22 protein-coding genes are annotated in these 22,295 nt (G+C 66.2%); 7 read left to right on the forward strand and 15 right to left on the reverse strand.

Annotation, left to right across the window (positions count from 1 at the left end; all coding sequences use genetic code 11):
- Nucleotides 1-319 precede the first annotated feature (319 nt).
- From fumC to IFT90_RS15795, 6 genes are read right to left on the reverse strand one after another with little or no spacing between them, the layout of a single operon-like run.
- Nucleotides 320-1,771, reverse strand: coding sequence for a class II fumarate hydratase (gene fumC, locus IFT90_RS15770; RefSeq protein WP_371812349.1), 1,452 nt, complete (start codon nt 1,769-1,771; stop codon nt 320-322).
- Nucleotides 1,768-3,417 carry an NAD-dependent malic enzyme gene (locus tag IFT90_RS15775; protein ID WP_192043162.1) on the reverse strand — a complete coding sequence of 550 codons (1,650 nt, stop codon included), beginning with the start codon at nt 3,415-3,417 and terminating at the stop codon, nt 1,768-1,770. The genes fumC and IFT90_RS15775 overlap by 4 nt, the downstream gene beginning before the upstream one ends.
- 47 nt (nt 3,418-3,464) lie before the next feature.
- The gene (locus IFT90_RS15780; RefSeq protein WP_192043163.1) at nt 3,465-3,845 is read right to left on the reverse strand and encodes a nuclear transport factor 2 family protein; all 381 of its coding nucleotides are present in this window, start codon (nt 3,843-3,845) and stop codon (nt 3,465-3,467) included.
- Nucleotides 3,842-4,738, reverse strand: coding sequence for a polysaccharide deacetylase family protein (locus tag IFT90_RS15785; RefSeq protein ID WP_192043164.1), 897 nt, complete (start codon nt 4,736-4,738; stop codon nt 3,842-3,844). Before IFT90_RS15785 ends, IFT90_RS15780 begins: the two co-directional genes overlap by 4 nt.
- A 25-nt stretch (nt 4,739-4,763) precedes the next feature.
- Complete coding sequence (locus IFT90_RS15790) at nt 4,764-5,348, reverse strand: ester cyclase (protein WP_192043165.1); 585 nt, start codon at nt 5,346-5,348, stop codon at nt 4,764-4,766.
- Nucleotides 5,345-6,058, reverse strand: coding sequence for an SDR family oxidoreductase (locus tag IFT90_RS15795; protein WP_192043166.1), 714 nt, complete (start codon nt 6,056-6,058; stop codon nt 5,345-5,347). Before IFT90_RS15795 ends, IFT90_RS15790 begins: the two co-directional genes overlap by 4 nt.
- A 115-nt stretch (nt 6,059-6,173) precedes the next feature.
- Here IFT90_RS15795 and IFT90_RS15800 point away from each other — a divergent pair, with 115 nt between their 5' ends.
- Nucleotides 6,174-7,046: a LysR family transcriptional regulator gene (locus IFT90_RS15800; protein WP_192043167.1), complete on the forward strand. Its 873-nt coding sequence runs from the start codon at nt 6,174-6,176 to the stop codon at nt 7,044-7,046.
- Here IFT90_RS15800 and IFT90_RS15805 read toward each other — a convergent pair.
- The 5 genes from IFT90_RS15805 to IFT90_RS15825 form a co-directional block, all read right to left on the reverse strand.
- Entirely contained in the window at nt 6,978-7,982 is a 1,005-nt protein-coding gene (locus tag IFT90_RS15805) for a sugar-binding transcriptional regulator (RefSeq protein WP_199861920.1), read from the reverse strand. The genes IFT90_RS15800 and IFT90_RS15805 overlap by 69 nt on opposite strands.
- A gap of 197 nt (nt 7,983-8,179) precedes the next feature.
- A complete protein-coding gene (locus tag IFT90_RS15810) occupies nt 8,180-9,172 on the reverse strand; it encodes a D-ribose ABC transporter substrate-binding protein (protein ID WP_192043169.1) in 993 nt (330 codons plus the stop codon).
- Between the two features lie 35 nt (nt 9,173-9,207).
- Nucleotides 9,208-10,377 (reverse strand): ABC transporter permease, encoded by a 1,170-nt coding sequence (locus IFT90_RS15815; RefSeq protein ID WP_371812351.1) that lies wholly within the window; start codon nt 10,375-10,377, stop codon nt 9,208-9,210.
- Nucleotides 10,374-11,915 carry an ATP-binding cassette domain-containing protein gene (locus tag IFT90_RS15820; RefSeq protein ID WP_192043170.1) on the reverse strand — a complete coding sequence of 514 codons (1,542 nt, stop codon included), beginning with the start codon at nt 11,913-11,915 and terminating at the stop codon, nt 10,374-10,376. The genes IFT90_RS15815 and IFT90_RS15820 overlap by 4 nt, the downstream gene beginning before the upstream one ends.
- The gene (locus IFT90_RS15825) at nt 11,912-12,583 is read right to left on the reverse strand and encodes a DUF2291 family protein (protein ID WP_207106328.1); all 672 of its coding nucleotides are present in this window, start codon (nt 12,581-12,583) and stop codon (nt 11,912-11,914) included. The genes IFT90_RS15820 and IFT90_RS15825 overlap by 4 nt, the downstream gene beginning before the upstream one ends.
- A gap of 45 nt (nt 12,584-12,628) precedes the next feature.
- On the opposite strand from IFT90_RS15825, the gene IFT90_RS15830 reads away from it, so the two are divergent.
- The 5 genes from IFT90_RS15830 (at nt 12,629) to IFT90_RS15850 (ending at nt 17,669) form a co-directional block, all read left to right on the forward strand.
- Nucleotides 12,629-12,883 carry a hypothetical protein gene (locus IFT90_RS15830; protein WP_192043218.1) on the forward strand — a complete coding sequence of 85 codons (255 nt, stop codon included), beginning with the start codon at nt 12,629-12,631 and terminating at the stop codon, nt 12,881-12,883.
- Between the two features lie 52 nt (nt 12,884-12,935).
- Entirely contained in the window at nt 12,936-14,093 is a 1,158-nt protein-coding gene (locus IFT90_RS15835; protein ID WP_192043171.1) for a zinc-binding dehydrogenase, read from the forward strand.
- Between the two features lie 83 nt (nt 14,094-14,176).
- Nucleotides 14,177-15,448, forward strand: coding sequence for an RbtT/DalT/CsbX family MFS transporter (locus IFT90_RS15840; RefSeq protein WP_244645019.1), 1,272 nt, complete (start codon nt 14,177-14,179; stop codon nt 15,446-15,448).
- Nucleotides 15,445-17,184, forward strand: coding sequence for a dihydroxyacetone kinase family protein (locus IFT90_RS15845; RefSeq protein WP_192043173.1), 1,740 nt, complete (start codon nt 15,445-15,447; stop codon nt 17,182-17,184). The genes IFT90_RS15840 and IFT90_RS15845 overlap by 4 nt, the downstream gene beginning before the upstream one ends.
- Complete coding sequence (locus tag IFT90_RS15850; protein WP_192043174.1) at nt 17,181-17,669, forward strand: ribose-5-phosphate isomerase; 489 nt, start codon at nt 17,181-17,183, stop codon at nt 17,667-17,669. Before IFT90_RS15845 ends, IFT90_RS15850 begins: the two co-directional genes overlap by 4 nt.
- 44 nt (nt 17,670-17,713) lie before the next feature.
- On the opposite strand, the gene IFT90_RS15855 is transcribed toward IFT90_RS15850, so the two are convergent.
- Genes IFT90_RS15855 through mobC form a run of 4 tightly spaced genes read right to left on the reverse strand, consistent with a single transcriptional unit; the run spans nt 17,714 to nt 21,453 of the window.
- Nucleotides 17,714-17,974: a hypothetical protein gene (locus IFT90_RS15855; RefSeq protein WP_192043175.1), complete on the reverse strand. Its 261-nt coding sequence runs from the start codon at nt 17,972-17,974 to the stop codon at nt 17,714-17,716.
- Complete coding sequence (locus IFT90_RS15860; protein ID WP_192043176.1) at nt 17,971-19,350, reverse strand: hypothetical protein; 1,380 nt, start codon at nt 19,348-19,350, stop codon at nt 17,971-17,973. Before IFT90_RS15860 ends, IFT90_RS15855 begins: the two co-directional genes overlap by 4 nt.
- Before the next feature lie 43 nt (nt 19,351-19,393).
- Nucleotides 19,394-21,061: a relaxase/mobilization nuclease domain-containing protein gene (locus IFT90_RS15865; protein ID WP_192043177.1), complete on the reverse strand. Its 1,668-nt coding sequence runs from the start codon at nt 21,059-21,061 to the stop codon at nt 19,394-19,396.
- Nucleotides 21,058-21,453, reverse strand: a complete 396-nt coding sequence (gene mobC / locus IFT90_RS15870) for a plasmid mobilization relaxosome protein MobC (RefSeq protein WP_197982464.1) — start codon at nt 21,451-21,453, stop codon at nt 21,058-21,060. The genes IFT90_RS15865 and mobC overlap by 4 nt, the downstream gene beginning before the upstream one ends.
- On the opposite strand from mobC, the gene IFT90_RS17715 reads away from it, so the two are divergent.
- Nucleotides 21,452-21,553 (forward strand): hypothetical protein, encoded by a 102-nt coding sequence (locus IFT90_RS17715; RefSeq protein WP_371812353.1) that lies wholly within the window; start codon nt 21,452-21,454, stop codon nt 21,551-21,553. The two genes, mobC and IFT90_RS17715, sit on opposite strands and share 2 nt — an antisense overlap.
- Nucleotides 21,554-22,295: the final 742 nt, after the last annotated feature.

The raw sequence follows: 22,295 nt of genomic DNA on the forward strand, positions 1-22,295 counted from the left end.
AGCAGTCGATCCCTTCGAATGACGCATTGGCCCTTTGTACGAAGCTGTACGTCATTGGGGTCAAAAATTGCGCGCCGGCTCACGTGCGGATTATTTGACTATATTGGTTCTTCCCAAACGAAGACGCGATCCTACTGGATTTCGTGGCGCGGAGCGTTGACACACTGGCAGCTGCATTCCTGCCCTGATCCTCCGCCGGGCCGAGAGACGAAGCAATCAGGCACGCGCGTCACGCCTCTCTCACGCCGACGGCGGAAGACCGTGACGGCATCTTCCGATTCCATGCACAGCCGCCAGCTCAAACGGGGCTCAACGCGCCCTAAGCGCCGCCATATCCCGAGCCGACCATTGAAGTCGGTTGCACGATGGAATCGAAGGTCGCACCGTCCACGTGGCCGGAGTTGATCGCCGCCTCTCGGAGCGTTAGGCCCTTTCTAAGTGCTTCCTCGGCGATGTGAGCTGCGTTCTGGTAGCCAATCGTTGGGCTGAGGGCTGTCACGAGCATGAGGCTCCGGTCGACGTATCCGTGGATTGTCTCGCGATCAAGGTCGGTGCCGTCGACCGAGAACTGGCGGAACTTTTCCATGCCGTCGGCGAGCACGCGTGCCGAGTGAAGGAACGCGTCGATAATCACTGGGCGCATGGCGTTCAGCTGGAAGTTGCCCTGAGACCCCGCAAAGGCCACGGCGGTGTCGGATCCAAGGACGTGGATCGCGATCATGACGATTGCTTCACATTGGGTGGGGTTCACCTTCCCCGGCATGATCGAGGAGCCGGGCTCGTTCGCTGGGAGGCGAAGCTCAGCGAAGCCGGTACGCGGGCCCGACGCCAGCCACCGCATGTCGTTCGCAATCTTCATCAACGCCACAGCGAGGCCTCGAAGCGCTGCGTGGGCGCGGACGATTGCGTCGAGCGATCCCTGAGCGGCGAACTTGTTCGGCGCCGTCACGAAGTCCTTGCCGGTGAGCTCTGCGATCCGGCGCGCGACATCGATGCTGAAGCCCTTCGGAGCGTTGAGCCCAGTGCCCACGGCAGTGCCGCCAATCGAGAGCTGCAGCAGACCTGCGCGGGCATGATCGATCTCGGTCTCGCATTGATCAAGCTGCGCGGCCCACCCTGACCACTCCTGCTCGACGGTGAGCGGCACGGCATCCTCGAGGTGGGTGCGGCCAATCTTGACCACGTCACTCCATCCCTTGGCCTTGTGCTCGATGGTGTCGCGGAGGTGTCGCAGTTGCGGGAGGAGACGACTGTCGATGAGCTCCAGTGCTGCAATGTGCATCGCAGTGGGGAAAGTGTCGTTGCTGGACTGGCCCATGTTGACGTCGTCATTGGGGCCGATCGGCCGCTGCGAGCCAAGCTCTCCGCCGAGCAGCTGGATCGCCCGGTTCGCCAGCACCTCGTTGACGTTCATATTGCTCTGAGTGCCGGAGCCCGTCTGCCAGACGTAGAGGGGGTAGTGCTCGTCGAGGCGGCCGCCAATGGTCTCCTCTGCAGCGCGCACGATCGCGTCGACCTTCCAGCGGGGCAGGCGTCCAGCGTCGCCGTTCACCAAAGCGACAGCCTTTTTGACGACACCGTAGGCGTGGTAGACCTCCTTGGGCATGCGGTCATCGCCGATCGAGAAGTGCTCGAGGGAGCGTTGGGTCTGGGCTCCCCAGTAGCGGTTCGCCGGGACCTCCACAGTGCCCATGCTGTCGAACTCCTGCCGAGTGCCCTCGGCAGTGAGCCCGAGGGGCACGTCGTGCAGAGTCGGAACGCGGTCGTTCACGAGTGCGCGCCTCCGTCCGGGTACGTGGGCTGCCACATCGCGTGGCGGACGGCGCTGTCGAGGTCGTCGTGCTCGATTGTCGCGACGCCATCTTTGGTCGCGGCATTCGCGACCGCGGCGGCGACCAGCGCTGAGGATTCGCGGAGGTCGGCGACCTCGGGCAGGAGCGAAGCGCCCCGCTCGGAGACATCGACCTGGTCGGCGACGGCCTCGGCGGCCGCGAGCAGCATTCCGTCGGTAACGTGCCTCGCGCCCGAGACGATCGTGCCGAGACCCAGGCCGGGATAGAGCAGAGCGTTGTTGCCCTGACCTATCCGATAGCTGACCCCCTCGTACTCGACCGGGTCGACGGGGATACCGGTCGCGATCAGGGCTTGTCCTTTCGACCACGGCACGGCATCCGAGGGCATCACCTCGATGCGGCTCGTGGGGTTGGACAGCGGGAGGAGGATCGGGCGCTCCACTCCGGCAGCGAGGGCTTCCACGACGTCCTGCGTGAAGGCACCGTGCGCGGTGGAGGTGCCGATGAGAATCGTCGGACGGACACGGCGGACGACGGTGAGCAGATCGATCGGAGCGTCCCCCCACTCGGCAACTTCTCCCGCCGGTCGCGCGTAGGCCTGCTGGTAGTCGGGCAGATCCTCCATCGCGTCCGTCACTAGACCGTGACGGTCGACGAGCCACACTCGCGCGGCCGCCTCCTCGCGGCTGAGCCCGGCGCGGCGCATCGCGGAGGCAATCTGGTCGGCCATGCCCGTACCAGCAGTTCCTGCCCCGAACACGACAAGGCGCTGATCAGCGAATGTCTCGCCGGTAACTTTGAGACCGGAGATGACCGCAGCCATCACGATCGCGCCGGTGCCCTGCATGTCGTCGTTAAAGACGCGGTAGCGGTCAGCGTTCTCCACGAGGATGCGCCGCGCGTTGGAGGGGCCGAAGTCCTCGAAGTGGAGAAGCGCCCGGGGGAACAGGCGCGCCGCGGTTGTCAGGTAGGCGTCGATGAAGTCGTCGTAGCGGTTCCCGCGGATGCGCTCGTGCCGGTTGCCGAGGTAGGCGTCGTCGTTGAGGAGTTTCTGGTTGTCTGTCCCGACGTCGAGATTCACGGCGATCACGCGTCGGGGGTTAATGCCGGCGGCGGCGGTATAAACGGCGAGCTTGCCGATGGCGATGTCGGTCCCGTTGACACCCCAGTCGCCGATACCGAGGATCTCCTCCGCGTCGGACGCGACGATGAGGTCCACGTCGTCCGGACTGAAGCCGAGGCTGTGGAAGGCGGCCTCGATCTCGTCGGGCGAGTCGATGGAGAGGTAGACGGCGCGGGAGCGCTCGTAGTCGTGCGACCACTGCTGGATCGCGTCGCCGATGGTGGGGTCGTACACGATCGGCAGCAGTTCGGCGAGGTGGTCGGTGAGGAGCCGGTAGTAAAGGATCTCGTTGCGGTCGTGCAGCGCATCGAGCCAGAGGTACTTCGCCAGGTCGGTGGGCTGACGGCCGAGCTGGGCATAGCTCCGGGCAGCCTGTTGGTCGAGAGTCTCGACGGCTGCTGGAAGGCGGCCCACGAGGCCGAGGGCGCGACGTTCCTCAATGGTGAAGGCGGTGCCGCGATTGCGGGCCGCGTCGTGGAGGATCTTCTGGGCAAAGTCCATGGCGGTGTCTTTCTGGTGAGGGGCGGACGAGTCCGCTCGGCGCGGGGTCATCCGAAGAACGGGTCCTTACCGGCGACGTCGGAGAGATAGGTGTCGATCCGAACGATGCGGTCGTGGAGCGAAGTGACGACGGTTGCGAGGTGTTCATCGAGCGTGCGATCGCCTACGGCTGCCGTGTTCCGGAGGATGACGGCAGAGCCGGACGCTCCTGTAAGGGCGTGGAGCAGTTCGGTGTGCAGCCCATCCCCGGTGATGAAACGCGCTCGCGCGATCACTGCATCGGAGCCTTCGGCGTCGCCGCTGAGACGTCCGGTACCTGGCATGCTCCAGACGCAGTCCTTCGAGAGCAGTGCACGCATGACCTGCCAGTCGCGGGCGATGAACGAGGTGATAAAGCGCTCGGCGGCGGATGCGACCGGCGCACTCATGCGCTCCTCCCCGGGAGCCCGCTGACTGGTGCGGGGTCCCGGTCGACCCAGAGCGCCGTCTCCGGGTGATCGAGTGTCCAGCGAGCGATCTCGTCGCGTCGAGCCCACCAGACGTCCTCCCGCTCCCGCAGTCGGCTGAGCACCCGGTCGAGTGCTCTGACTCGGGAGGGGTGGCCTGAGATGCGGTCGTGGAGCCCGATCGTCATCATCCGGCGACGCGTGGCGCCTTCCTCGTAGAGCTGGTCGAATTCATCGACGATCTGTTGCTCGTAGTCGGACGGCGAGAAGCTGGGGAAGTCGAAGCTGGCGATGTCGTTGAGGTGCACGGAATAGGGGACGGTGGCGAAAGGGTCCCCGTTGATGAGCTGGAGGAACGGCTCATCGGTGGAGAGATCGTCGATGTGGTAGTCGAAGCCGTTCTCCTGCAGGATCTCGAGGGTGTTCACGCCTGGTCGGATCCAGTAGTTGTTGTAGCCGGTCGGCGTGGTGCCGGTGACCTCTTGAATCGCCCTGACTCCGTCGAGGATCCACTCGGTCTCGGCGTCCCTGTCGAGCTGGTATTGACGCTGCCAGCTGCGTCCGTGCGCTCCGGCTTCGTGTCCGCGTCTGACGATCTCGGCGGCTAGGTCAGGGTGCCGCCTGACGGTGTCGCCGATCATGAACGACGTCATGCGGATGTCGTGGCGGTCGAGGAGATCGAAAATGCGCGGCATTCCCTCGCGCGCGCCGTAGTCGTAGAAGGAGTTCTGTCCGAGGTCGGGGAAGCCGTCGATGACGGGCTCGGTGATGGGGCCGGGGGCGCCGGAGATTGGCTGGCCGCCAGCCTCGAACTGGGCCGATACCGTGACTGCGAGTCGAGCTCCGGAGGGCCAGAAATGCTGGGGATCTTTCATAATGATCGCCTTTCAGAGGCTGAGGTTAGGAGGTCGGTTTCGGCAGGAGGCCTGCCTGCTGCTGGAAGGCGAGGTTGTCCTCGAGGTGCCAGTCCTCGACGATCCGCCCGCTCGTGCCGATGTGCTGGATGTCGATCGCGCCGAACTTGATCGGCTGGCCCTGGCCCTGGACTCCCCCGGAGACGCCGGTGAAGTGGCCCGTGAAGGTGAGGCGCGCGGTGAAGGTGTCACCCGTGACGTACAGGTCGTCAAGCGAGCAAGCCAGGTCGGGCACCGCTGCGCGGAATTGCTCCGAGGCGGCGATCGGCCCCTCGGGTCCCTGGGGTCGCCCCTCGGGAAGGGTGCGGTCAAGGAAAGAGTCGTCGACGGCGAGCTCGAGCCACGACGGGTCTCCCGTGTTCCAGAAAGCGTAGAGCTGCTGTGCGCGGAGGACGACGGGTCTGCTCGTCTCGACGCTCGAGTCCCCCAGATGCACAGTTCCGGGTTGCACGAGGCCGTCGTCATGGCTTACTGCTGCAGCCGGGTCCTCGGTCGCTGCCGTGCTCGCGCAGCCGGCGGTGGCGAGGAGCGCGGCGAGACCGACGGCGAGCAGGGGTGCGCGGCGGTTCATGCGAGCCGCCCGCCGCCGTCGACGTGCAGTGTCGTCCCTGTAATAAACGTGTTGTCCATCGCGAAGCGCACGGCGGAGACGATGTCGTCGACCGAGCCGATTCGGCGAGCAGGATTGTTTGCTGCCGTCTCGGAGAACATCTTCGACTTCTCCTTCTCGCCCAGCGTGTCCCAGGAGCCGGAGTCGATGATCCCGGGCGAGATCGCGATGGCGCGGACCGGGGCGAGCTCGACCGCCAGCGCCTCGACGAGGAAGGAGACCGCTCCGTTGGTCGTCGCCATCACCGCGAGTCCGGCCGACGGCTTCCAGGCTGCGACGCCGGAAAAGAGCAGGAAGCCTCCACCTGGCCGGATCGAGGAGGCGAGGTGCTTGGCGAGCAGGATCGGCCCGATGACCTTCGCGTCGAACGCCGTCACGACTGCGTCGCGCTTCAGCTCGTGAACCGGGCCGTTCGCGTGTGCCGCGGCGAATGACACGACGAAGTCGAGCGGTCCGAGATCGGCGGCCGCCGCGATGCTTGCCTCATCGGCGAGGTCGATCCGGACAGACTGGAGCCGGTCACCGGCCTCTCCGACGTCGTCACCGAGTGTCTCAGGGTGACGACCGCCAACGATCACCTCGTCCCCCCTCGCGAGCAGCTCGCGCACGAGAGCACGGGCTATGCCAGATCCCCCGCCGACGATGAGCACGCGGTTCTTTTTCTTGGTCATGGTGGCCTCCTCGACGGGAGCCCGTGCGGCTCCCTCCTTCGACACAACCAGGGGACGGACACGCTCAATCCATAAACGGCCCTCATTTATTGAGGTTTAGGCATAAGGTTTGTCTATGCCTAGTTTGCGCGCCCTCGAGGTAATGGTGGTGCTAGCCCGGCTCGGGTCGATCGGCGCGACCGCTCGTGCACTACATCTCTCGCAGCCCGCGGTCTCCCATCAGGTTGCGTCCCTGGAGCGCGAGGTCGGGGTGCCTCTCGTGGACCGGAACCCTGCCGGCGCCGTACTCACCCGACGCGGCCGCGCACTTGTCGATCACGCCCGCGTTGCTGTCAACGCCGCCGAGCGCGCTGTGTCGGCCGCGCGGACAGCGAACGCGGAGCAGCCAATCCGGCTTGCCGTGGCCGAGAGCTTCACCCTGCCCTTTCTCGTCCCCGTGGTCACCCGGTGGAACGCCGAGGGACGCACGCCTCTGCAGCTCGTCGAGACGACCAGTGCCTCCGCCTCGATCGTCGACCTGCGCGCCGGCCTTCTCGACCTCGTCGTCGTCCCGGGTCCGGCGACGCTGGACGGGCTGCATGTAGAGCGTCTGGGGATGGAGGAGATCGTCGTCGTCGGCCGCACCGTTGGAGAGGACTCGCCGGGCCGGACACCGATCGCGGCGCTCGGCGACGGGGCGGGCCTGATCGGGGTGGACGCGTCAAACGGCTACAGTTCCTGGCTAGCCGAACGCCTCGCCGGCGCCGGAGTACTTGTCGCCTACAAACTGCAGACCCGCTCCGTACAGCAAGCCGCAGCTTTGGCCTCAGCGGGTTTTGGCATCGCCCCCGTCCCGAGGAGCGCCCTCCCACCCGGAACGGTTGCCGTGGGACTGCAACCGCCACTCGAACGCGCCATCCTGGCCATCACTCGAGCCTCATCAGACGAGTCCGTGACCGCTCTCGTCGAAGCCCTTCGCGCCAGAATTTCCTCGGTGACCCTCGCGTGACCCTCCGGCCGGGCCGCTCCGCCCGTAATCAATCGCGCTAAGACCGCCTTCGGGGCCAAGTAACAAAGCTTTGGCTGTCGCGGGGTCCGTTACTAGGTGATTGATCAGTGAGGCTCGAATGGCGCCCGTGATACTGAGGACCTTGTCCTCACCGACGGCCACGCCTACGGCGTGTGGGAGATTGGCAAGGTTTTCGCGTGAGACGCGGACCATGCGTTCGCTTCCCGGGAAGTCGACCGCGGAGCCGTCGGCCCGGAAGAAGTTGAGGCAGACGTCTCCCGCTGCTTCGTCGAACAGGTGCTTGTCTTCTGGGAGTCCCGTCGACAGATTTTCACGCGTGGCTGTGGGAGCTCCGATCCCCAAGAGCGCACCCTTGGCGGTCTTCCAAGAATTCGTCACCTGGAGGAACGTCGGATCGGCTTCCAGACCTGCGCGCATTCCCGCGCTGGGGAAGGATTGAGTAAAGAGGAACCTTGACCGGGCTCCCGACACCTCGGCCGCCATCCGGGTTATCTCGTTGGTCTGGAACCATGGCTGCGGCTCGGCTTGACCTCCGACGGCAGGCACGATCGTCACTCCGCTGAGGGGCGGGAGCGATCTCGAGAAGACAAGGTCATGCACTGTTCGGCCCAGTGACATAAGGAGCGTGTCCCCTGCCCCCAATTGCATGTCCGCGATTGCAGCAGCGACGGGGATGGCAAGGTCGCTACCGAGCGTTGAAGCGTGCGTCACGGGTGCTAAGTAGACGGCCTTCAGCCCGAGAGCGTCACGGAGAGCGTCGGCGAGACCGGCGTTCTCGTCAACGAACGGATCGGTGACGCTGATATGAACTAAGCCCAGTCGACGAGCTTCCGCGATCAGGCGGCTAACAGTCGGGCGAGACACGTCGAGTCGTTGCGCGATCTCGACCTGGGTCGCGTCCTCGAGGTAGTACATCCGTGCTGCTTGGTAGACGACATCTAGGGGAAACCTGACGGCAGCGCGCCCGGGGGCGTCAGGCGGTGAGTTGACGGGCGACATGGTGCTCTCTTCCTGGCGTCGCGCTGATGCGGTGCTGCCGGCGAGATGCCACCTAGCGCCCCCTCAATCTACAGAGGCTTGCATAGGTGGCATCTCGACGGGCAGAGAGCTAGCTACTCGGAGAGAGTGAAGGGCTCGGTGACCTGGTCCGCGTTCTCCTTGGTGATGAGGACGCAGTCGAATGCCTGCTTCTCTTCTGAGGCACCGGTCTCGCCGGTGCGGATGTAGGAGTCGGCCTGCTGGACTGCCTCCTTGGCGAAAGTCGCCACCGGCTGGAGGACGGTGTACTGAAGCTCGCCCGCCTTCACAGCGTCGATTGCGTCGGGCGAGCCGTCGAAGCCGCCGACCTTGACCTGTTCGAGTTTGCCGGCTTCCTTCAGGGCCGCGATGGCGCCGAGGGCCATCTCGTCGTTACCCGAAATCACACCGGTGACATCCGGGTTCGCCTGCAGGATGGACTGCATCTTGTCATGGCCCTGGGTACGGTCCCAGTTGGCGACCTGCTCGGCGACTTCGGTCAGCCCCGGGTACTGCGAGATGACGGTCGCGTAACCGTTCGAACGGGTCTGAGCGTTGTTGTCCGACGGTGCGCCGAAAAGCTCGGCGTAGGAACCGCTGTCTCCAACATCCTTTACCCACTGCTGCGCACCGAGGGCGGCACCTTGGGCGTTGTTGGAGACGAGTTGGGCCTTGGCGAGCCCGGTCTCGTTGATTTCGGCGTTGACCAGGATCACTGGGATGCCAGCTGCGTCGGCTTTTTTGACGGCACCGACCGAGCCGGAGGCGTTGGCTGGGTCGAGGATGATTGCTACCGACTTGTTGGTGATGGCGGTGTCGATCAGGTTGCTCTCGGTGTTCGTGTCGCCCTTCGAGGCAGCGACGTTGGCCTCGTACCCGAGCGCCTTCGCCTCGGCCTCGGCCACGTTGCCCTCGGTCTGCCAGTAGGGGTTCGACGGGTCGTTGACGATGATCGAGATCAGGCCGCCCTCGGCCGCGTCGCCCGAAGCACCCGATCCGGCGTCGGAGGTGTCTCCGGAGGCGCAGCCCGAGAGGACGAGCGTGAGGCCCGCGCCCGCGGCGAGCACCGTTGCCAGCTTGCGGTTCATTGTGTTTCCTTTCGCTGTGTCACGGTCGACGGGAGTCAACCGTGGATCTTCTCTGGAACGGCACTGGCGGGAGCCGCAGCGTTCGTGGCGGGAGAAGGGGTCGAGGGGGCGGCGGCGTCGCCGGAGCGACCACCGCCACGGGAGCGTCGGGGCCTGCCCTTGTACTGCACGGCGTTCAGCAGCACGGCGAGGACGATGACGGCGCCGGTGAAGACGGTCTGCCAGTAGGACGAGACGCCGATGATGACGAGGCCGTCGGAGAGAAATCCGATAACGAACGCGCCGAGCAGGGTGCCCCGGATGTTGCCGATACCGCCTGAGAGAGCGGCTCCGCCGATGACGACGGCGGCGATGGCCGTGAGCTCGTAGGAGTTGCCGGCCGTGGGGCTGGCGCTCGTCAGCTCGGACGACAGGATCAGTCCGGCGATCGCGGCGAACAGGCCGGAGAGCACGTAGACGCGCACCTTGACCCGCTTGACCGGCACGCCGGACAGCTCGGCGGCACGTTCGTTGCCGCCCGAGGCGTACAGCCAGCGACCGAAGACGGTGCGGTTCAGCAGGAGGCTGACCGCGATCGCGGCCACGATCATCACGATCACGCCGATGGGCAGCCCGAGCAGCCGGTTGAAGCCGAGCCAGTCGAAGCCGGTGTTCCCGAGGGCCGGGTCGCCTGCGAGGTCGTTGTACGTGAGGCCGTTGGTCATCAGCAGACCGACGCCGCGGACGACGTAGAGCATGCCGAGCGTCGCCACGAATGGCGCGACCTTGAACCGGGCGACGAGTATGCCGTTGAGGAGCCCGATGAAGGCGCCCATTGCGCATGAGAGCACGACCACGACCCAGAGTGCCGGGTAGAGGGTGGTGCCGCCGATTGCGACACCGTTCATCAAGAAGCCGGCGATCACGCCCGAGAAGCCGAGCGTTGATCCGACAGAGAGATCGATGCCGCCGTTCAGGATGACGAGCAGCATGCCGATCGCGAGGATCGCGTACACCGCGACGTGGGAGGACATCGTCAGCAGGTTGCCGATCGTGAAGTAGTTCGGCGACAGCACCGAGAAGACGATGATGATGGCGATGAGGGCGAAGAATGCCCGCCCTTGCAGCAACAATCGGCCGAGGTCGAACCCGTCGGCGAAGAGGGAGGGGCGTCGCTGTCCGGGCGCGGTGGTGGTCATGATGGACTTCCGTTCGGTGGTGGTCACGAGATCACGGCCTCGCCCGAGGCGGCCATGATGGCTTCTTTGGTGGTGTCGGCTCCGAACTCGGCGGCGATGCGGCCGCGACTCATGACGACGATGCGGTGGGCGATGCTGAGGCACTCGCCGACTTCCGAGGTCGTGTAGACGACGGCGAGACCATTGCGGGCGCGCTCGGCAAGCAGACGAAAAACTTCAGCCTTGGCGCCGATGTCGATCCCGCGGCTGGGCTCGTCGAGCAGGATCACGTCGGGCTCGGTGGCGAGCATCTTGCCGATGACGACTTTCTGCTGGTTGCCGCCCGAGAGCGAGCCGATCATGGCGCCGCCGCCCGAGGTCTTGACGTGAACGGTTCGGATCGAGTCGGTGACAAGGTCGACCTCGCGGCGGCCCGAGAGGAAAAGACCTCTGACGAACGATCCGATGCTGGCCAGCGACATGTTGCGACCGACCGTCATGGTCTGGACGAGACCGTCGCGCTGTCGATCTTCCGGGACGAGTCCGAGACCCTCGTCGATTCGCTCGGCGATCGACAGCCCGGCTAGGTCGCGCCCGTTCTTCAGGATGCGCCCCTCGCTTACTGAGCTGCGGCCGGCGACTGCCTCCAGCAGCTCGGTACGTCCGGCTCCCATCAGCCCGTAGAGGCAGACGATCTCGCCGGCCCGGACGTCAAGATCGAGATGATCGACCACGTTGCGGTCGGCGATGTCGCGGTCGGGTACCGTCACGCCCTGGATCGAGAGGGCGACTTCGCCGAACTCATATCCGGAGGGCGGCGATCCGAGGTCGAACCCCTCGCCGACCATCGCCCGGACGACCCAGGCGAGATCGATGTCGGCGGCGACCGCCGTTGCTGTGACCGAACCGTCGCGGAGCACGACGGCGTGGTCGGTGATCTCCAGCGCCTCCTCGAGGTGGTGAGAGATGTAGACGATGGAGACGCCGCGCGAGGTCAGATCGTGGATGACCGTGAATAGGACCTCGACCTCTGCGGCGCTGAGCGCGCTGGTCGGTTCGTCCATGATCAGGATGCGCGCGTCGACCGACAGGGCGCGAGCGATCTCGACCAGTTGCTGCTGTCCGAGCCGGAGGTCCGCCACGGTGGTCAGAGGATCGATGTCCTCGCCGAGCTCGTCGAGGACGGCCTTGGCCTGGCGCGCCTCCTCGGCGTAGTCGACACCGGTCGGCCCCTGGATCTCGCGCCCGAGGAAGATGTTGTCGCGCACCGACAGGTTCGGGGCGAGGCTCAACTCCTGATGGATGATCGAGATGCCGCGCTCCCGAGCGTCGACCGTGTTGGCGAACACAACCGGCTCGCCGTGCAGCACGATCTCGCCCGAGGTGGGCTGCTCGACTCCCGACAGGATCTTCATCAGCGTCGACTTGCCCGCGCCGTTCTCGCCGAACAGCGTGGTCACCTGCCCGCGGTGGATGGAGAACCCGACGCCCTTGAGGGCTCGCGTGGCGCCGTAGGTCTTGACGACGTCGACCGCCCGCAGCACGACGTCACCCGTGGCAGGCTCGGCGCTTTCGACGGTGCTCACTGGACGACCAGGTCGGACGGGGTCACGAGCCAACCAGCCGGGTTGATCAGCTGGAACGCCCCGGTGACCTCGACCGTTTTCCCCTCGAGCGTTGTCGTGTCGATGTCGCCGAGCACGGTGGACTTGAGTTGCTCGTTGAGCGCGGACGCAGCGTCCTGGTAGTCGATCTGGTTCGTGAACTGCCCGAACTCGACGGTGCCGGTCGCGTCGCGCAGGTCGGTGCCGTTGATCGCGGGGCCGGTCTGCACGCGGATCAAGATGTCGCTCGGCACACCCTCGATGGTGACTGGGTAGATACCCGCCTGGCCGGCACCGACCGTGCCGGTGAAGGTGGTCGAGATCTCGGGACCGGTGCCGGCGTCGACGCCGTACTCCTCGCCCGCGGCGGCAGGGTCAGCCAGCACGGCGGCGGCTAGCTCGTCGGCCGGGACGGCTCGCTCGGCGATGCCCTGCTGGATCGTGGGGAAGTTCTCGGCGCCCCACGCCTCGGCCGAGAACGCTTCGGGACCGGCGCCCAGGTCTGAGTCCGCTCCGACAACGGTGGTGCTGAGGCCCATGGCCACAAGCAAGGCGACGACTACCGCGCCCGTGGCGATCGCACGATTGCGCTTCCGGTTGTTGCCGCGCGCATGCTGATTTCGGCCACGAGCGGTCTCGAGAGCCGTCACAGCTGCACCGATGCCAGACGGGTTGAGGACGACTCGAGAGCACATATGCCCTCGACGAAGGCGGAACGCATCATTGCGAAAATTCCATTCGATATGCGGGTATCGGTCGGCAACGGCGGTGTGACCTGGGGGGCGCACCGCCGTTGCCTGAGCCCACACGCTGAGGGGCTCAAAAAGAAATTATGTTCCTCACAGAATTTCCGCAAGTCTTTCGCGCAAAAACGTTCGATTTCTCGCCGTGCGGAAATTCTGTTCTTGACTTTTGTTCCGGCCGATGTAGCCTTAAAAAAGTCGCGCTGATGCGACTAAGCCGCGACGACGCGGCCAGCCGAAACGCAGGAGGCCACCAACGATGTCCACAGCCACCATTTCCGAAATTGACAACTCCGCCAGCGCCGTTCCGGCCACGATGAAAGCAGTCGTCGTGCACGGCCCCGAGGACTACCGACTCGACACCGTCGACGTCCCGACCCCCGGCCCCGGCGAGTTGCTGCTCAAGGTCGACGCCGTCGGCGTCTGTGCGAGCGACCTCAAGTGCTACCACGGCGCGGCCAAGTTCTGGGGCGACGAGAACCGCCCGGCCTGGGCCGAGCGCGATCGCATCGCTGGCCACGAGTTCGTAGGAACCGTCGTCTCTGGCGACGACGCCGCCCTTGCCAAGCGAGGCGTGAGTCTCGGCGACCGCATTGCGTGCGAACAGATCGTGCCCTGCTGGGAATGCCGCTACTGCCTGATGGGCGCCTACTGGATGTGCGGCCCGCACGACATGTTCGGTTTCAAGGGCTTCGACGGCGCCATGGCTGAGTACGTGCTCGTACCCACCCGAGCGCTGACCCACCCAGTCAGCCGCGACCTCGCCCCGCACGTGGCCGCCTTCGCCGAACCACTGTCATGCGCGATGCACGCCGTCGAACGCGGCAACATCAAGTTCGACGACGTCGTCGTCATCGCTGGCGCCGGACCGATCGGCCTCGGAGCCATCGCCGGCACCCGCCAGAAAAACCCCAAGCTCGTGATCGCGCTCGACATGAGCGACGACAAGCTCGCCCTCGCCACTAAGGCCGGCGCCGATCTCGTGATCAACATCACGAAAGAGGACGCCGTCGCCAAGGTCAAAGAACTGACCGACGGATACGGTGCCGACGTCTACATCGAGGCGACCGGCCACCCCTCCGCCGTGTCGCAGGGCCTGAACATTCTGCGGAAACTCGGCACTTACGTCGAGTACTCAGTCTTCGGCTCCAACGCGTCGGTCGACTGGTCGATCATCAGCGACGACAAAGAGCTCAACGTGCTGGGCGCACACCTCGGCCCGCACTGCTGGCCCGCCGCCATCAAGCTGCTCGAGAGCGGCAAGCTCCCCATGGACGAGATCTGCACCCACCAGTTCCCTCTCGACCGCTTCCAAGAAGCCCTCGACCTCGTCGCCGACAGCGAAGGCGGCTCCGTCAAGGTCAGCATCGTTCCCTCCCTCACCGAGGCCACCACCTCCGCCGCCGTCCACGCCTGAGAAGGATTCGGAGTCGCGGTATGACAACGGAAACGACCATTAGTCCTTTCTCAACCCCTCAGGGCCGCCTTGACCGTCTCGGCATGCCACGTGTGCTATTCCCCGGCTTCGTCGCCGTGCTGGTCTTCATGACTGGTAACGGCGTCGAATCCAACTTCATCACCCCGCACATGATCGAGGTCCTTGGCTCCCCCGAGGCAACGGTCGCCAACATCATCACCGGGTACAGTCTTGCCGTCCTCGTGGGCAGCTACCTTTCAGGGGCCCTCGCCGACCTGATCGGTCCGCGCAAGGTCATGCTGATCGGGTTCCTCATCTGGATCGTCTTCGAGGTGGTGTTCTTGCTGAGCCTCCAGGCTCAGAGCATCCCGTTGACCGCCCTGACCTACACACTCCGCGGTTTCGGCTACCCGATCTTCGCGTTCGCCTTCCTGGTGTGGGTCAACATCATCACGCCGGTTGAGCGCAACGGCTCAGCCGTCGGCTGGTTCTACGTCGCCTTCACCGGTGGCCTGCCCACCCTCGGATCGCTCTTCGCCATCGGAGCCATCCCCACTTTCGGCGGCGGAACCATAGGCGAGACCGGTGCCATGATCGCCTCCATCGGCCTCGTCGTGATCGGGTTCTTGATCGCCTGGTTCGGGGTGAAGGAAGTGCGAGGGCGGCGAAGGATCGCGCCGGCCGGCGAGAGCGCCACTGCGGTACTCACCTCAGGGCTGCGTCTCACCTTCACACGAGGCAAGATCCTCATGGGCTTCCTCATCCGGCTGATCAACACAGCCCCGCAGTACGCGATGTTCATCGTGCTGCCGGTGATCATCGCGGAAGACCGCGGCTGGGGTCAATCACGCTGGCTGCTCATGACGGTCTGCGTCTATGCCACGAACATCCTGGTCAACGCTCTCTTCGGCGCGATCGGCGACAGATTCGGCTGGCAGCGCACCGTCAAGTGGTTCGGCATCGCAGGGTCCGCCCTTGGCCTGCTGCTGTGGTGGTACGTGCCCCAGCTCGTCCCTGCCGGCAGCGACTGGGGCTACGTGCTCTCCGTGATCGCGGGCTGCGTCTTCGGCTGCCTGCTCGCCGGCTTCGTGCCGATGGGCGCGATCATGCCCGCCCTCGCGCCCGACCACAAAGGCGCCGCCATGGCGATGTACACCACGGCGGCGGGTGGAGCCGCATTCCTCGGCTCGGGCGTCGTGGCCATGGTCTTCGGGCTCGGCGGCTCGGGCGTCGGAGTCGTGTGGACCTTCGTCGCTCTCTACGCCATCGCATTCGTGATGATCCACTTCCTCAACGTTCCCCAGGGCGGCCGCAGCCACAGCCGACCCACCAGTAGAGAGAGCACCATCTCATGACCACCATCTACGACGATCCCGACGAGTTCGCCGACGATCAACTGACCGGATTTCTCGCCCTGTACGCCGATCGTCTTCGCGGCGTGCCCGGCGGCGTCGTCTCCCACCGCGGCCAGGGCGACCCGCAGGTCGCCGTCGTCATCGGCGGCGGCTCGGGCCACTATCCCGCCTTCAGCGGCACCGTCGGCCCAGGCCTGGCCACCGGGGCCGTGGTCGGCAACATCTTCACCTCGCCGTCGGCCGCGCAGGCCTACTCGGTCGCGAAGGCTGCCGACCAGGGCAAGGGCGTCGTCTTTAGCTTCGGCAACTACGCCGGCGACATCATGAACTTCGGCATCGCCGCCGAACGCCTCTGCAAAGAAGGTGTCGACACTCGCATCGTGGTCGTGACCGACGACATCGCCTCCGCCGACGAACCCTCGAAGCGCCGCGGAATTGCGGGTGATTTCTCGGTCTTCAAGGCCATGGGCGCCGCAGCGGCCGAGGGCGCTTCGCTCGACGAGGTCGAGCGCATCGGCAATGCTTCGAACGACGCGACTCGCACACTCGGCGTAGCCTTCTCGGGCTGCACGATGCCCGGCGCCACTGAGCCGCTGTTCGAGGTACCCGAGGGGCACCTCGGCCTGGGGCTCGGCATCCACGGCGAACCGGGCATCCGCGACGTCGAGCTGATGCGTGCGACCGACCTGGCCGACCTCTTCGTCGACCGGCTGCTCGCGGACCGGCCCCGCCGTGCCTCGTCCAAGGTCGCTCCGATTCTCAACGGCCTCGGCACCACCAAGTATGAAGAGCTGTTCCTGCTCTGGGGTCACGTCGCTCGCAGACTGGCCGACGCCCATGTCGAGGTCGTCGAACCCGAGGTGGGCGAGCTCGTCACCAGCCTCGACATGGGTGGTGTCTCGCTGACTCTGCAGTGGCTCGACGATGAGCTCGAGCGGCTCTGGCGCGCCGACGCCTACACCCCCGCGTACCGCAAACTGCGAGCTCCACTCGACGAGCTCGTGGTGCCCTCACCAGACGAACTCGCAGCCGGAGTCGACGACACCGCCCCTGCCGCCACCGAGGCAGCGGCGCGGCTGGGTGGCAGAGTCCGCACGGCGCTCGGCGCGATCCATGATCTGCTGCGCCGCGAAGAGGAAACCCTCGGCCGGATCGACGCAGTGGCCGGCGACGGCGATCACGGACGCGGAATGCTGAAGGGCATCGGCGCGGCCGTCTCACGGGTCGACGGCGTTGCTGACGGGGCAGGAGGCGCGTGGCTGCTCAGCCGCGCTGGCTTGGCCTGGGCAGAGCACGCCGGCGGTACCTCCGGGGTCCTCTGGGGTTCAGCGCTCGAAGCCCTCGCCACCTCACTGACCGATGACCGTAAAGACTACGCGGCCGTGCAGATCGTCGATGGCGTCGACGCGTTCGCCGAGTCGATCGTCGACCTGGGCCGGGCGAGCGAAGGCGACAAGACCATGCTTGATGCCTTGCTGCCGTTCGCGCGGTCGCTGCGCGAGCGAGTAGACGCAGGCGACTCTCTGCTGGTGGCCTGGACTGCGGCGGCTCAGGTGTCCGTCGCCGCCGCGTCGGCCACCGCAGAACTCCGACCCAAGGTGGGACGAGCCCGTCCGCTCGCGGAAAAGAGCGTCGGCACCCCCGATGCCGGAGCAACGTCCATGGCCATGATCGTCACGGTCGTCGGCGAAGTCCTCAACTGGTCAACCGCTTCGAAAGAAGGAACAGCATCATGAGCGCCAACCGCACGTATCGCCTCGTCGTCGGCTCGGATGACGCCGGGTTCGACTACAAAGAGGCCATCAAGGCCGACCTGTTGACCGACCCTCGGGTATCGATCATCACCGATGTGGGCGTCGACGCCGACGGTCACACCACCTACCCCCATATCGCAGTCGACGCGGCGCGAATGGTGGCCGAGGGAAAAGCCGACCGCGCGATCCTTATCTGCGGCACGGGTCTCGGCGTCGCGATTGCAGCGAACAAGGTTCCCGGCATCCGCGCCGTCACTGCGCACGACTCGTTCTCCGTCGAGCGAAGCGTGCTTTCGAACGATGCTCAGGTGCTCTGCATGGGCCAGCGCGTCATCGGTCTCGAGGTCGCCCGCCGCATGGCGAAGGAGTGGCTGGGCTATCAATTCGACACGACAAGCGCATCAGCCGAGAAGGTCCAGGCCATCTGTCAGTACGACGGCTCTCTACCAGTCGGAATGGATAGCTGATCAATACCTTCAATGGGGAGTGGCCTCATTCGCCGGTCAAAGCTCTAATCGTTGAGGACCAGGTCGTACCCCTCCTTGCGTCTTGCGGCGCGGGGCACTCGGTGCGAGTGCTGGTCCTCGCCGGCACAGTAGTAAAGGACCTTCTTATCTGAAGCCTCGCTCACCGTCACTAGCTCATCCCAGAACAGTTCTTCGTCCTTGTAGAGCCAAACCAATTGACGATCCTCGGGACGGACGCGGTTGACGATGCTCCAGTTGTCGACGCACTTGTCGTCGGGGCCGAGCATCTGCTTTGGCGTGTTCATCGCCCGCGCTCCCCACGCTCGCGCTGCGCGCCTATCGAGCGGGTCGTTGCCTTGCGGGCCTTGGCAACGCCGCGGGTCGTGGTCACGGCCGAGCGGGGGTGCTTGGTGTTGGACACGTCGGCGCCGTACTGAGCCTGCACGGCTTCTGGGGCGACGTTCTGTGCCGCCATCTCGGCCGCGTGGTTGTCGCGGCGGTCGCTGCTGTTCCAGGCGTTGAGTCCCGAGTCGCGGTCCGCGGTGCTGGCAGTGCGCTCGGTAGCGGCCTTTTCGAGCTTCTGACCGACCCGTGTGCTGCGGTCGATCTTCGCCTCCGAGATGCGGAGGTGGTCAACGTCAGGGGCCTCGCCCTCAGCTCGGTCCTCGAGGCGGACGATACTTCCCTGCGTGGCGCGCTTATGACGACCGAGGGCGTCGCGGACAGTGCTCGCCTCGGCCTCGGTGAGGGTCACCGGGATGACCGCGTCGCGGTCGTTGGCTTTGGGGTGTTCATCGACGTAGCCGGCGCCGATCTCACCGTTCGCACCTACCCCGACAGGGCGGCCCGTCTGCGGGTCGATCGCGGGCGGCTCAGCGGCCGGGACGTGCTCGGTCATGGCCTGGTCGACCTTGTCGCCAGCCCGCCCGGCGATGCCGCTCTGCTCCTGAGCGGCGCTGACGAGGTCGTGGGCCTCCTCCTCGTCGTACTCGCGTCCGTACTGAAGCGGGTCGGCCGCTCGGTCGTGGCGGTCCTGCGTCTGCTTGAGGGCTTCGTGGAGAGTGCCTGCCTCGGCCGCGGTGAGGTTCACCGTGACGTAGGGCGTCTGGTCGTTAAGCTTCGGAGTTTCGTCGCCGGCACTCTGTTCCGCCGCTGCCTCGCCGCGTGCGGTCTCCGCGTTGCGGTCGTGCTGGTCGGCGGCGCCCAGCAGCTGCTCCGCCTCACGGCGCTCCTGCCCGGTCGAGCCCTCGGCGGGGACCCCGTCGGCCTCGGCCACGCGGTCCTTGATCACCTGGGCGACACGGCGGGGGTCGGCACCGATGTTGTCGACGTCGATGCCGTAACGCTCACGGAGCACGGTCCCCATGTGCGCGTGCACCTGGGCGAGCGCACCGTCGTGGTCTTTCCACGCCGCGGTCGTCTCGTAGAGGTGCGCGACTTCCTCGGGACGGGCACGCTCCCACCAGGCCGGTTCCCGAGTCGGCTGCACGAGAGCGCGCGCCATCGCGCGCTCCTGGTCGAACTGCGCGGCAGTCTCGCGTGCGCGCTGCACGCTGACAGCTTCCGCTCGCCTCGCCTGCTCCTCGCGCATCCGGGCCATGTTCTCGCCCATGCGGCCTGCGGCCGCGACCAAAGTCCGCATCACGCCGTCGAGCTCGAGCTCGACTTCGTTGCTGTTCACGTTCCCCACATCAGTCATCGTGTTCCCCTATCTCTCACGGTTTCTATCGGTCTCGGTCGTCACGCTCAGGGCGGACGGTTGGTGTCACCGGCTTGGCCGGTTCGATCCGGTTCGGCAGTGGGTTCAAGGGGCGTCCGGCGGCTGCGCCGTTTTGCGCTTCGATGACTCGATGGGCAGCTTCTGCGGCCGGGTCAAGCGTGGCCGTCGACGTCGCTGCACGCTTGGGAGCCTGCTTCGGTGCCTTCGGGATCTCGGGCAGTCGTGCACGCACGCTGTCGAGTTTCGCGCCGACCGCGTCGGCGATCTGTGTCGCCTGGCGGGCGTCCTGGATCGCCGTGTGCGACTCGTAGAGGGCGCGCGTGGTGGCAATGAGCTGGCGGAACAGGATGGCCTCGGCCATCGTTCCCTTCCCGCCCTTGGTCGCCATGAGCAGCAGCATCGCGGCGCCCGAGGCGGAGGCCATGCCGGCGGGCTTGGGCTTCACCTGGTGCTTGCGGAGCTGAGCGCTGCGCGCAAGCACACGGGACGCGTCCGCCAGCGGTCCCGGGGTGTCCTCAACACGCTCGGACCATGCCGCGAATGCTGCACTGGTCTCCTTGGCGATGATGGCCCACGTGGCGCGGTCCTCGCGGGGAACGTCGCCCAGCTGCTTGCGGAGGCGACCGATGTCGGCGGTGTAGTCCTGCCACATCTCCGGTGTCGGTTCGCGCATCTCGATACCGGGGCTGACGGGCTTGTACCGGACTGGGTTCCGCCATGTGGCCTGCCACTCGGCGGCACCCTCGGACGCTGCCTCGGGGCTGTCAGTCCATCCCTCGCGGAGGCGCTGCAGTGTGAGGTCACGAGCAAGCCGGCCGCCGCCGTGCCAGACGATCGGCTCGCCCTTCTGAGGGCGGATCGCGACGGAGTACCCGGCCACGACGTCGTCACGGCCAGCGGCGAAGCGGGGCTTGGCGACGATGCCCATCTGGTGCAGCCGGCGAACGAACTCGCCCTCGGTTTGCGCAGCTCCCGCGGCTGCACGGACACCCCGCTCGAGGCGGTGCGCCTTGACCTCCGACGCGCCGGAGCGCTCGGCTATCTGACGCTCTGCGGGCTTCTCACCACGCTCAGCCGAGGCCGACAGCCGTGACGTCGTGAGCTGCAGTCCGTACTTGACCTCGAGCTCCCGGGCGACATCCTGCGACCGCTGACGGTCGCGGTGCACGCTGACCTTCGTTCCGTCCTCGCGGACGAGAGACACCGCGATGTGCACGTGGTCGTTACCGTTCTTCGACAGTCCGTGACGCACGGCAACCCACCGCGCCGGAGAGCGCCCGGAGGTCGTCTCGGTGAACTCCATCGCATCGACAAAGTCGGTGGCGATGGCGTTCCACTTCTCGTCGGACACCTGCCCCTCTTCGGCCGCGAGCGAAAGGGAGCAGTGCCACACGTGCGCATCGATACGCTCCTTGTGCACGTCACCGGTCTCCGGGTCGGTGATGCTCTTGAGCTGGGTGACCTCGGTCCCGTAGACGCGGTGCGGCTCGTCAAGGTCGCGGGCGATCGCGAGGGCGGTTGCCTGGTCGAGGACGTCGTCGCCGTACATCGTCATGATGGCCGGGTCACCCGCGACGAGGTGCTGATCCTCGTGCTCGTTGGTGCGCCCCTCGCCGGCGAGGTAGACCATCAGGCCGCCCATGCGCCCACCGCGGGTGATGTTCGGCATCATGAGCCAGACAGCTCCTCGATGGCGGCGCTGATCCGCGGGACAAGCGCGCGGTACTCCTCCACGATGGCGCGCGCGTCGGCGGGGAACTGCTTCTCCTCGTTCGCAAAGCGAGCGACCTGGTTGACGTTGTTCGCAACGTTGGCCAGGAGCCGGCGCACGGCAAACAGTTCCGCGATCGCAGCCTTGCGATCGGTGTCGGTCTCGATGTGCGCACTCATAGCGGTCTCGACCATGAGGCGCGGAACGGTCACGCTCCGAGCGACAGCGCGGGCGATGAGCTGAACGTCCTCCTCGCGCGTCACCTTCACGGTGTAGCGCTTCTGACGGGGACCGTCTTCCGCGTTCGCGCGGCGCTGACGGCCGAACAACTGACGCTCGTTCGGTTCCGACATGACCCACCCCCAGCCCAGCGCAGCAACCCCGGATCTCCGGGGCTTCATACGACAAGTATGCCGCCAAGAACGCACCGCGTCCAGAGGCCAAGCGGTTTAGGTCACCTAAACCTATAGCTTGCTCCGCAGGGCACCACCCCAGCGGAGCAACCGGTGACGTGGGGATGCGTCAGAACGGTGCGGGGCGAGAGGCGAGCCTCGAAACGCCGTGCACCAGTACGGTGGTTCTCATGAGCGATGCAACTGTGAGCCCGGATCAGGCAGCGGAGGCGGCGCGCCGTCTCCTCGAAGCAAACGTGAACGAGCGCGTCAGGGCCGTGCGCGACCTCGCGGAAGCGGCGAACGAGGCGGAGGCGAGCGAGCGCGCTGCAGCCGAGGCACGTGACCGTCACACGCGGGCGTGGGACGCCGCTCTCAAGGCCGGCTGGTCCGACAAGGACCTCCGCCAGACGGGCGCACGTGCGCCCGGTCCCGCGGCACCCAAGCGCCGTCCACGACGAGCGGCGACGAGTCCCGAAGGGTAAATCGAGCAGGGATGAGCCGTCGGCTCTGACCACACAGGAAGGCCCCGTCGAGTGCAGCTCGGCGGGGCCTTCCTACGTTCGCTGGGCGCATGGGTCTACAGCCAGAGCTCCGCTGCGCGGGAGCCGCAAGCGGCAGGGAGGAGCCGGCGTAGCCGGCCGAAGTTCGTTCTTTTGCCGTGAAGCCTTCGGCAGCGTACGGACGCTCCGGCTCCGTGCAAGCGGCAAGCCGCCGGCGCGGGGAACAAGTTCGGGACGCGGTCGCTGCGCTCCCTTGTTTCGCCCCGAACTTCTTCCCCACCCCGCCACAGAGGGTTGCAC

It is taken from the genome of Frigoribacterium sp. CFBP 8766 (assembly GCF_014841435.1).
Taxonomy (GTDB): Bacteria; Actinomycetota; Actinomycetes; order Actinomycetales; family Microbacteriaceae; genus Frigoribacterium.

What these genes read in the sequence shown, in the direction of transcription:
- IFT90_RS15775 (WP_192043162.1), bottom strand. Translation starts at nt 3,417, where the DNA reads ATGGACTTTGCCCAGAAGATCCTCCACGACGCGGCCCGCAATCGCGGC.
- IFT90_RS15780 (WP_192043163.1), bottom strand. Translation starts at nt 3,845, where the DNA reads ATGAGTGCGCCGGTCGCATCCGCCGCCGAGCGCTTTATCACCTCGTTC.
- IFT90_RS15785 (WP_192043164.1), bottom strand. Translation starts at nt 4,738, where the DNA reads ATGAAAGATCCCCAGCATTTCTGGCCCTCCGGAGCTCGACTCGCAGTC.
- IFT90_RS15790 (WP_192043165.1), bottom strand. Translation starts at nt 5,348, where the DNA reads ATGAACCGCCGCGCACCCCTGCTCGCCGTCGGTCTCGCCGCGCTCCTC.
- IFT90_RS15795 (WP_192043166.1), bottom strand. Translation starts at nt 6,058, where the DNA reads ATGACCAAGAAAAAGAACCGCGTGCTCATCGTCGGCGGGGGATCTGGC.
- IFT90_RS15800 (WP_192043167.1), top strand. Translation starts at nt 6,174, where the DNA reads ATGCCTAGTTTGCGCGCCCTCGAGGTAATGGTGGTGCTAGCCCGGCTC.
- IFT90_RS15805 (WP_199861920.1), bottom strand. Translation starts at nt 7,982, where the DNA reads ATGTACTACCTCGAGGACGCGACCCAGGTCGAGATCGCGCAACGACTC.
- IFT90_RS15810 (WP_192043169.1), bottom strand. Translation starts at nt 9,172, where the DNA reads ATGAACCGCAAGCTGGCAACGGTGCTCGCCGCGGGCGCGGGCCTCACG.
- IFT90_RS15830 (WP_192043218.1), top strand. Translation starts at nt 12,629, where the DNA reads ATGCCCTCGACGAAGGCGGAACGCATCATTGCGAAAATTCCATTCGAT.
- IFT90_RS15835 (WP_192043171.1), top strand. Translation starts at nt 12,936, where the DNA reads ATGTCCACAGCCACCATTTCCGAAATTGACAACTCCGCCAGCGCCGTT.
- IFT90_RS15840 (WP_244645019.1), top strand. Translation starts at nt 14,177, where the DNA reads ATGCCACGTGTGCTATTCCCCGGCTTCGTCGCCGTGCTGGTCTTCATG.
- IFT90_RS15845 (WP_192043173.1), top strand. Translation starts at nt 15,445, where the DNA reads ATGACCACCATCTACGACGATCCCGACGAGTTCGCCGACGATCAACTG.
- IFT90_RS15850 (WP_192043174.1), top strand. Translation starts at nt 17,181, where the DNA reads ATGAGCGCCAACCGCACGTATCGCCTCGTCGTCGGCTCGGATGACGCC.
- IFT90_RS15855 (WP_192043175.1), bottom strand. Translation starts at nt 17,974, where the DNA reads ATGAACACGCCAAAGCAGATGCTCGGCCCCGACGACAAGTGCGTCGAC.
- IFT90_RS15865 (WP_192043177.1), bottom strand. Translation starts at nt 21,061, where the DNA reads ATGATGCCGAACATCACCCGCGGTGGGCGCATGGGCGGCCTGATGGTC.
- IFT90_RS17715 (WP_371812353.1), top strand. Translation starts at nt 21,452, where the DNA reads ATGACCCACCCCCAGCCCAGCGCAGCAACCCCGGATCTCCGGGGCTTC.
- mobC (WP_197982464.1), bottom strand. Translation starts at nt 21,453, where the DNA reads ATGTCGGAACCGAACGAGCGTCAGTTGTTCGGCCGTCAGCGCCGCGCG.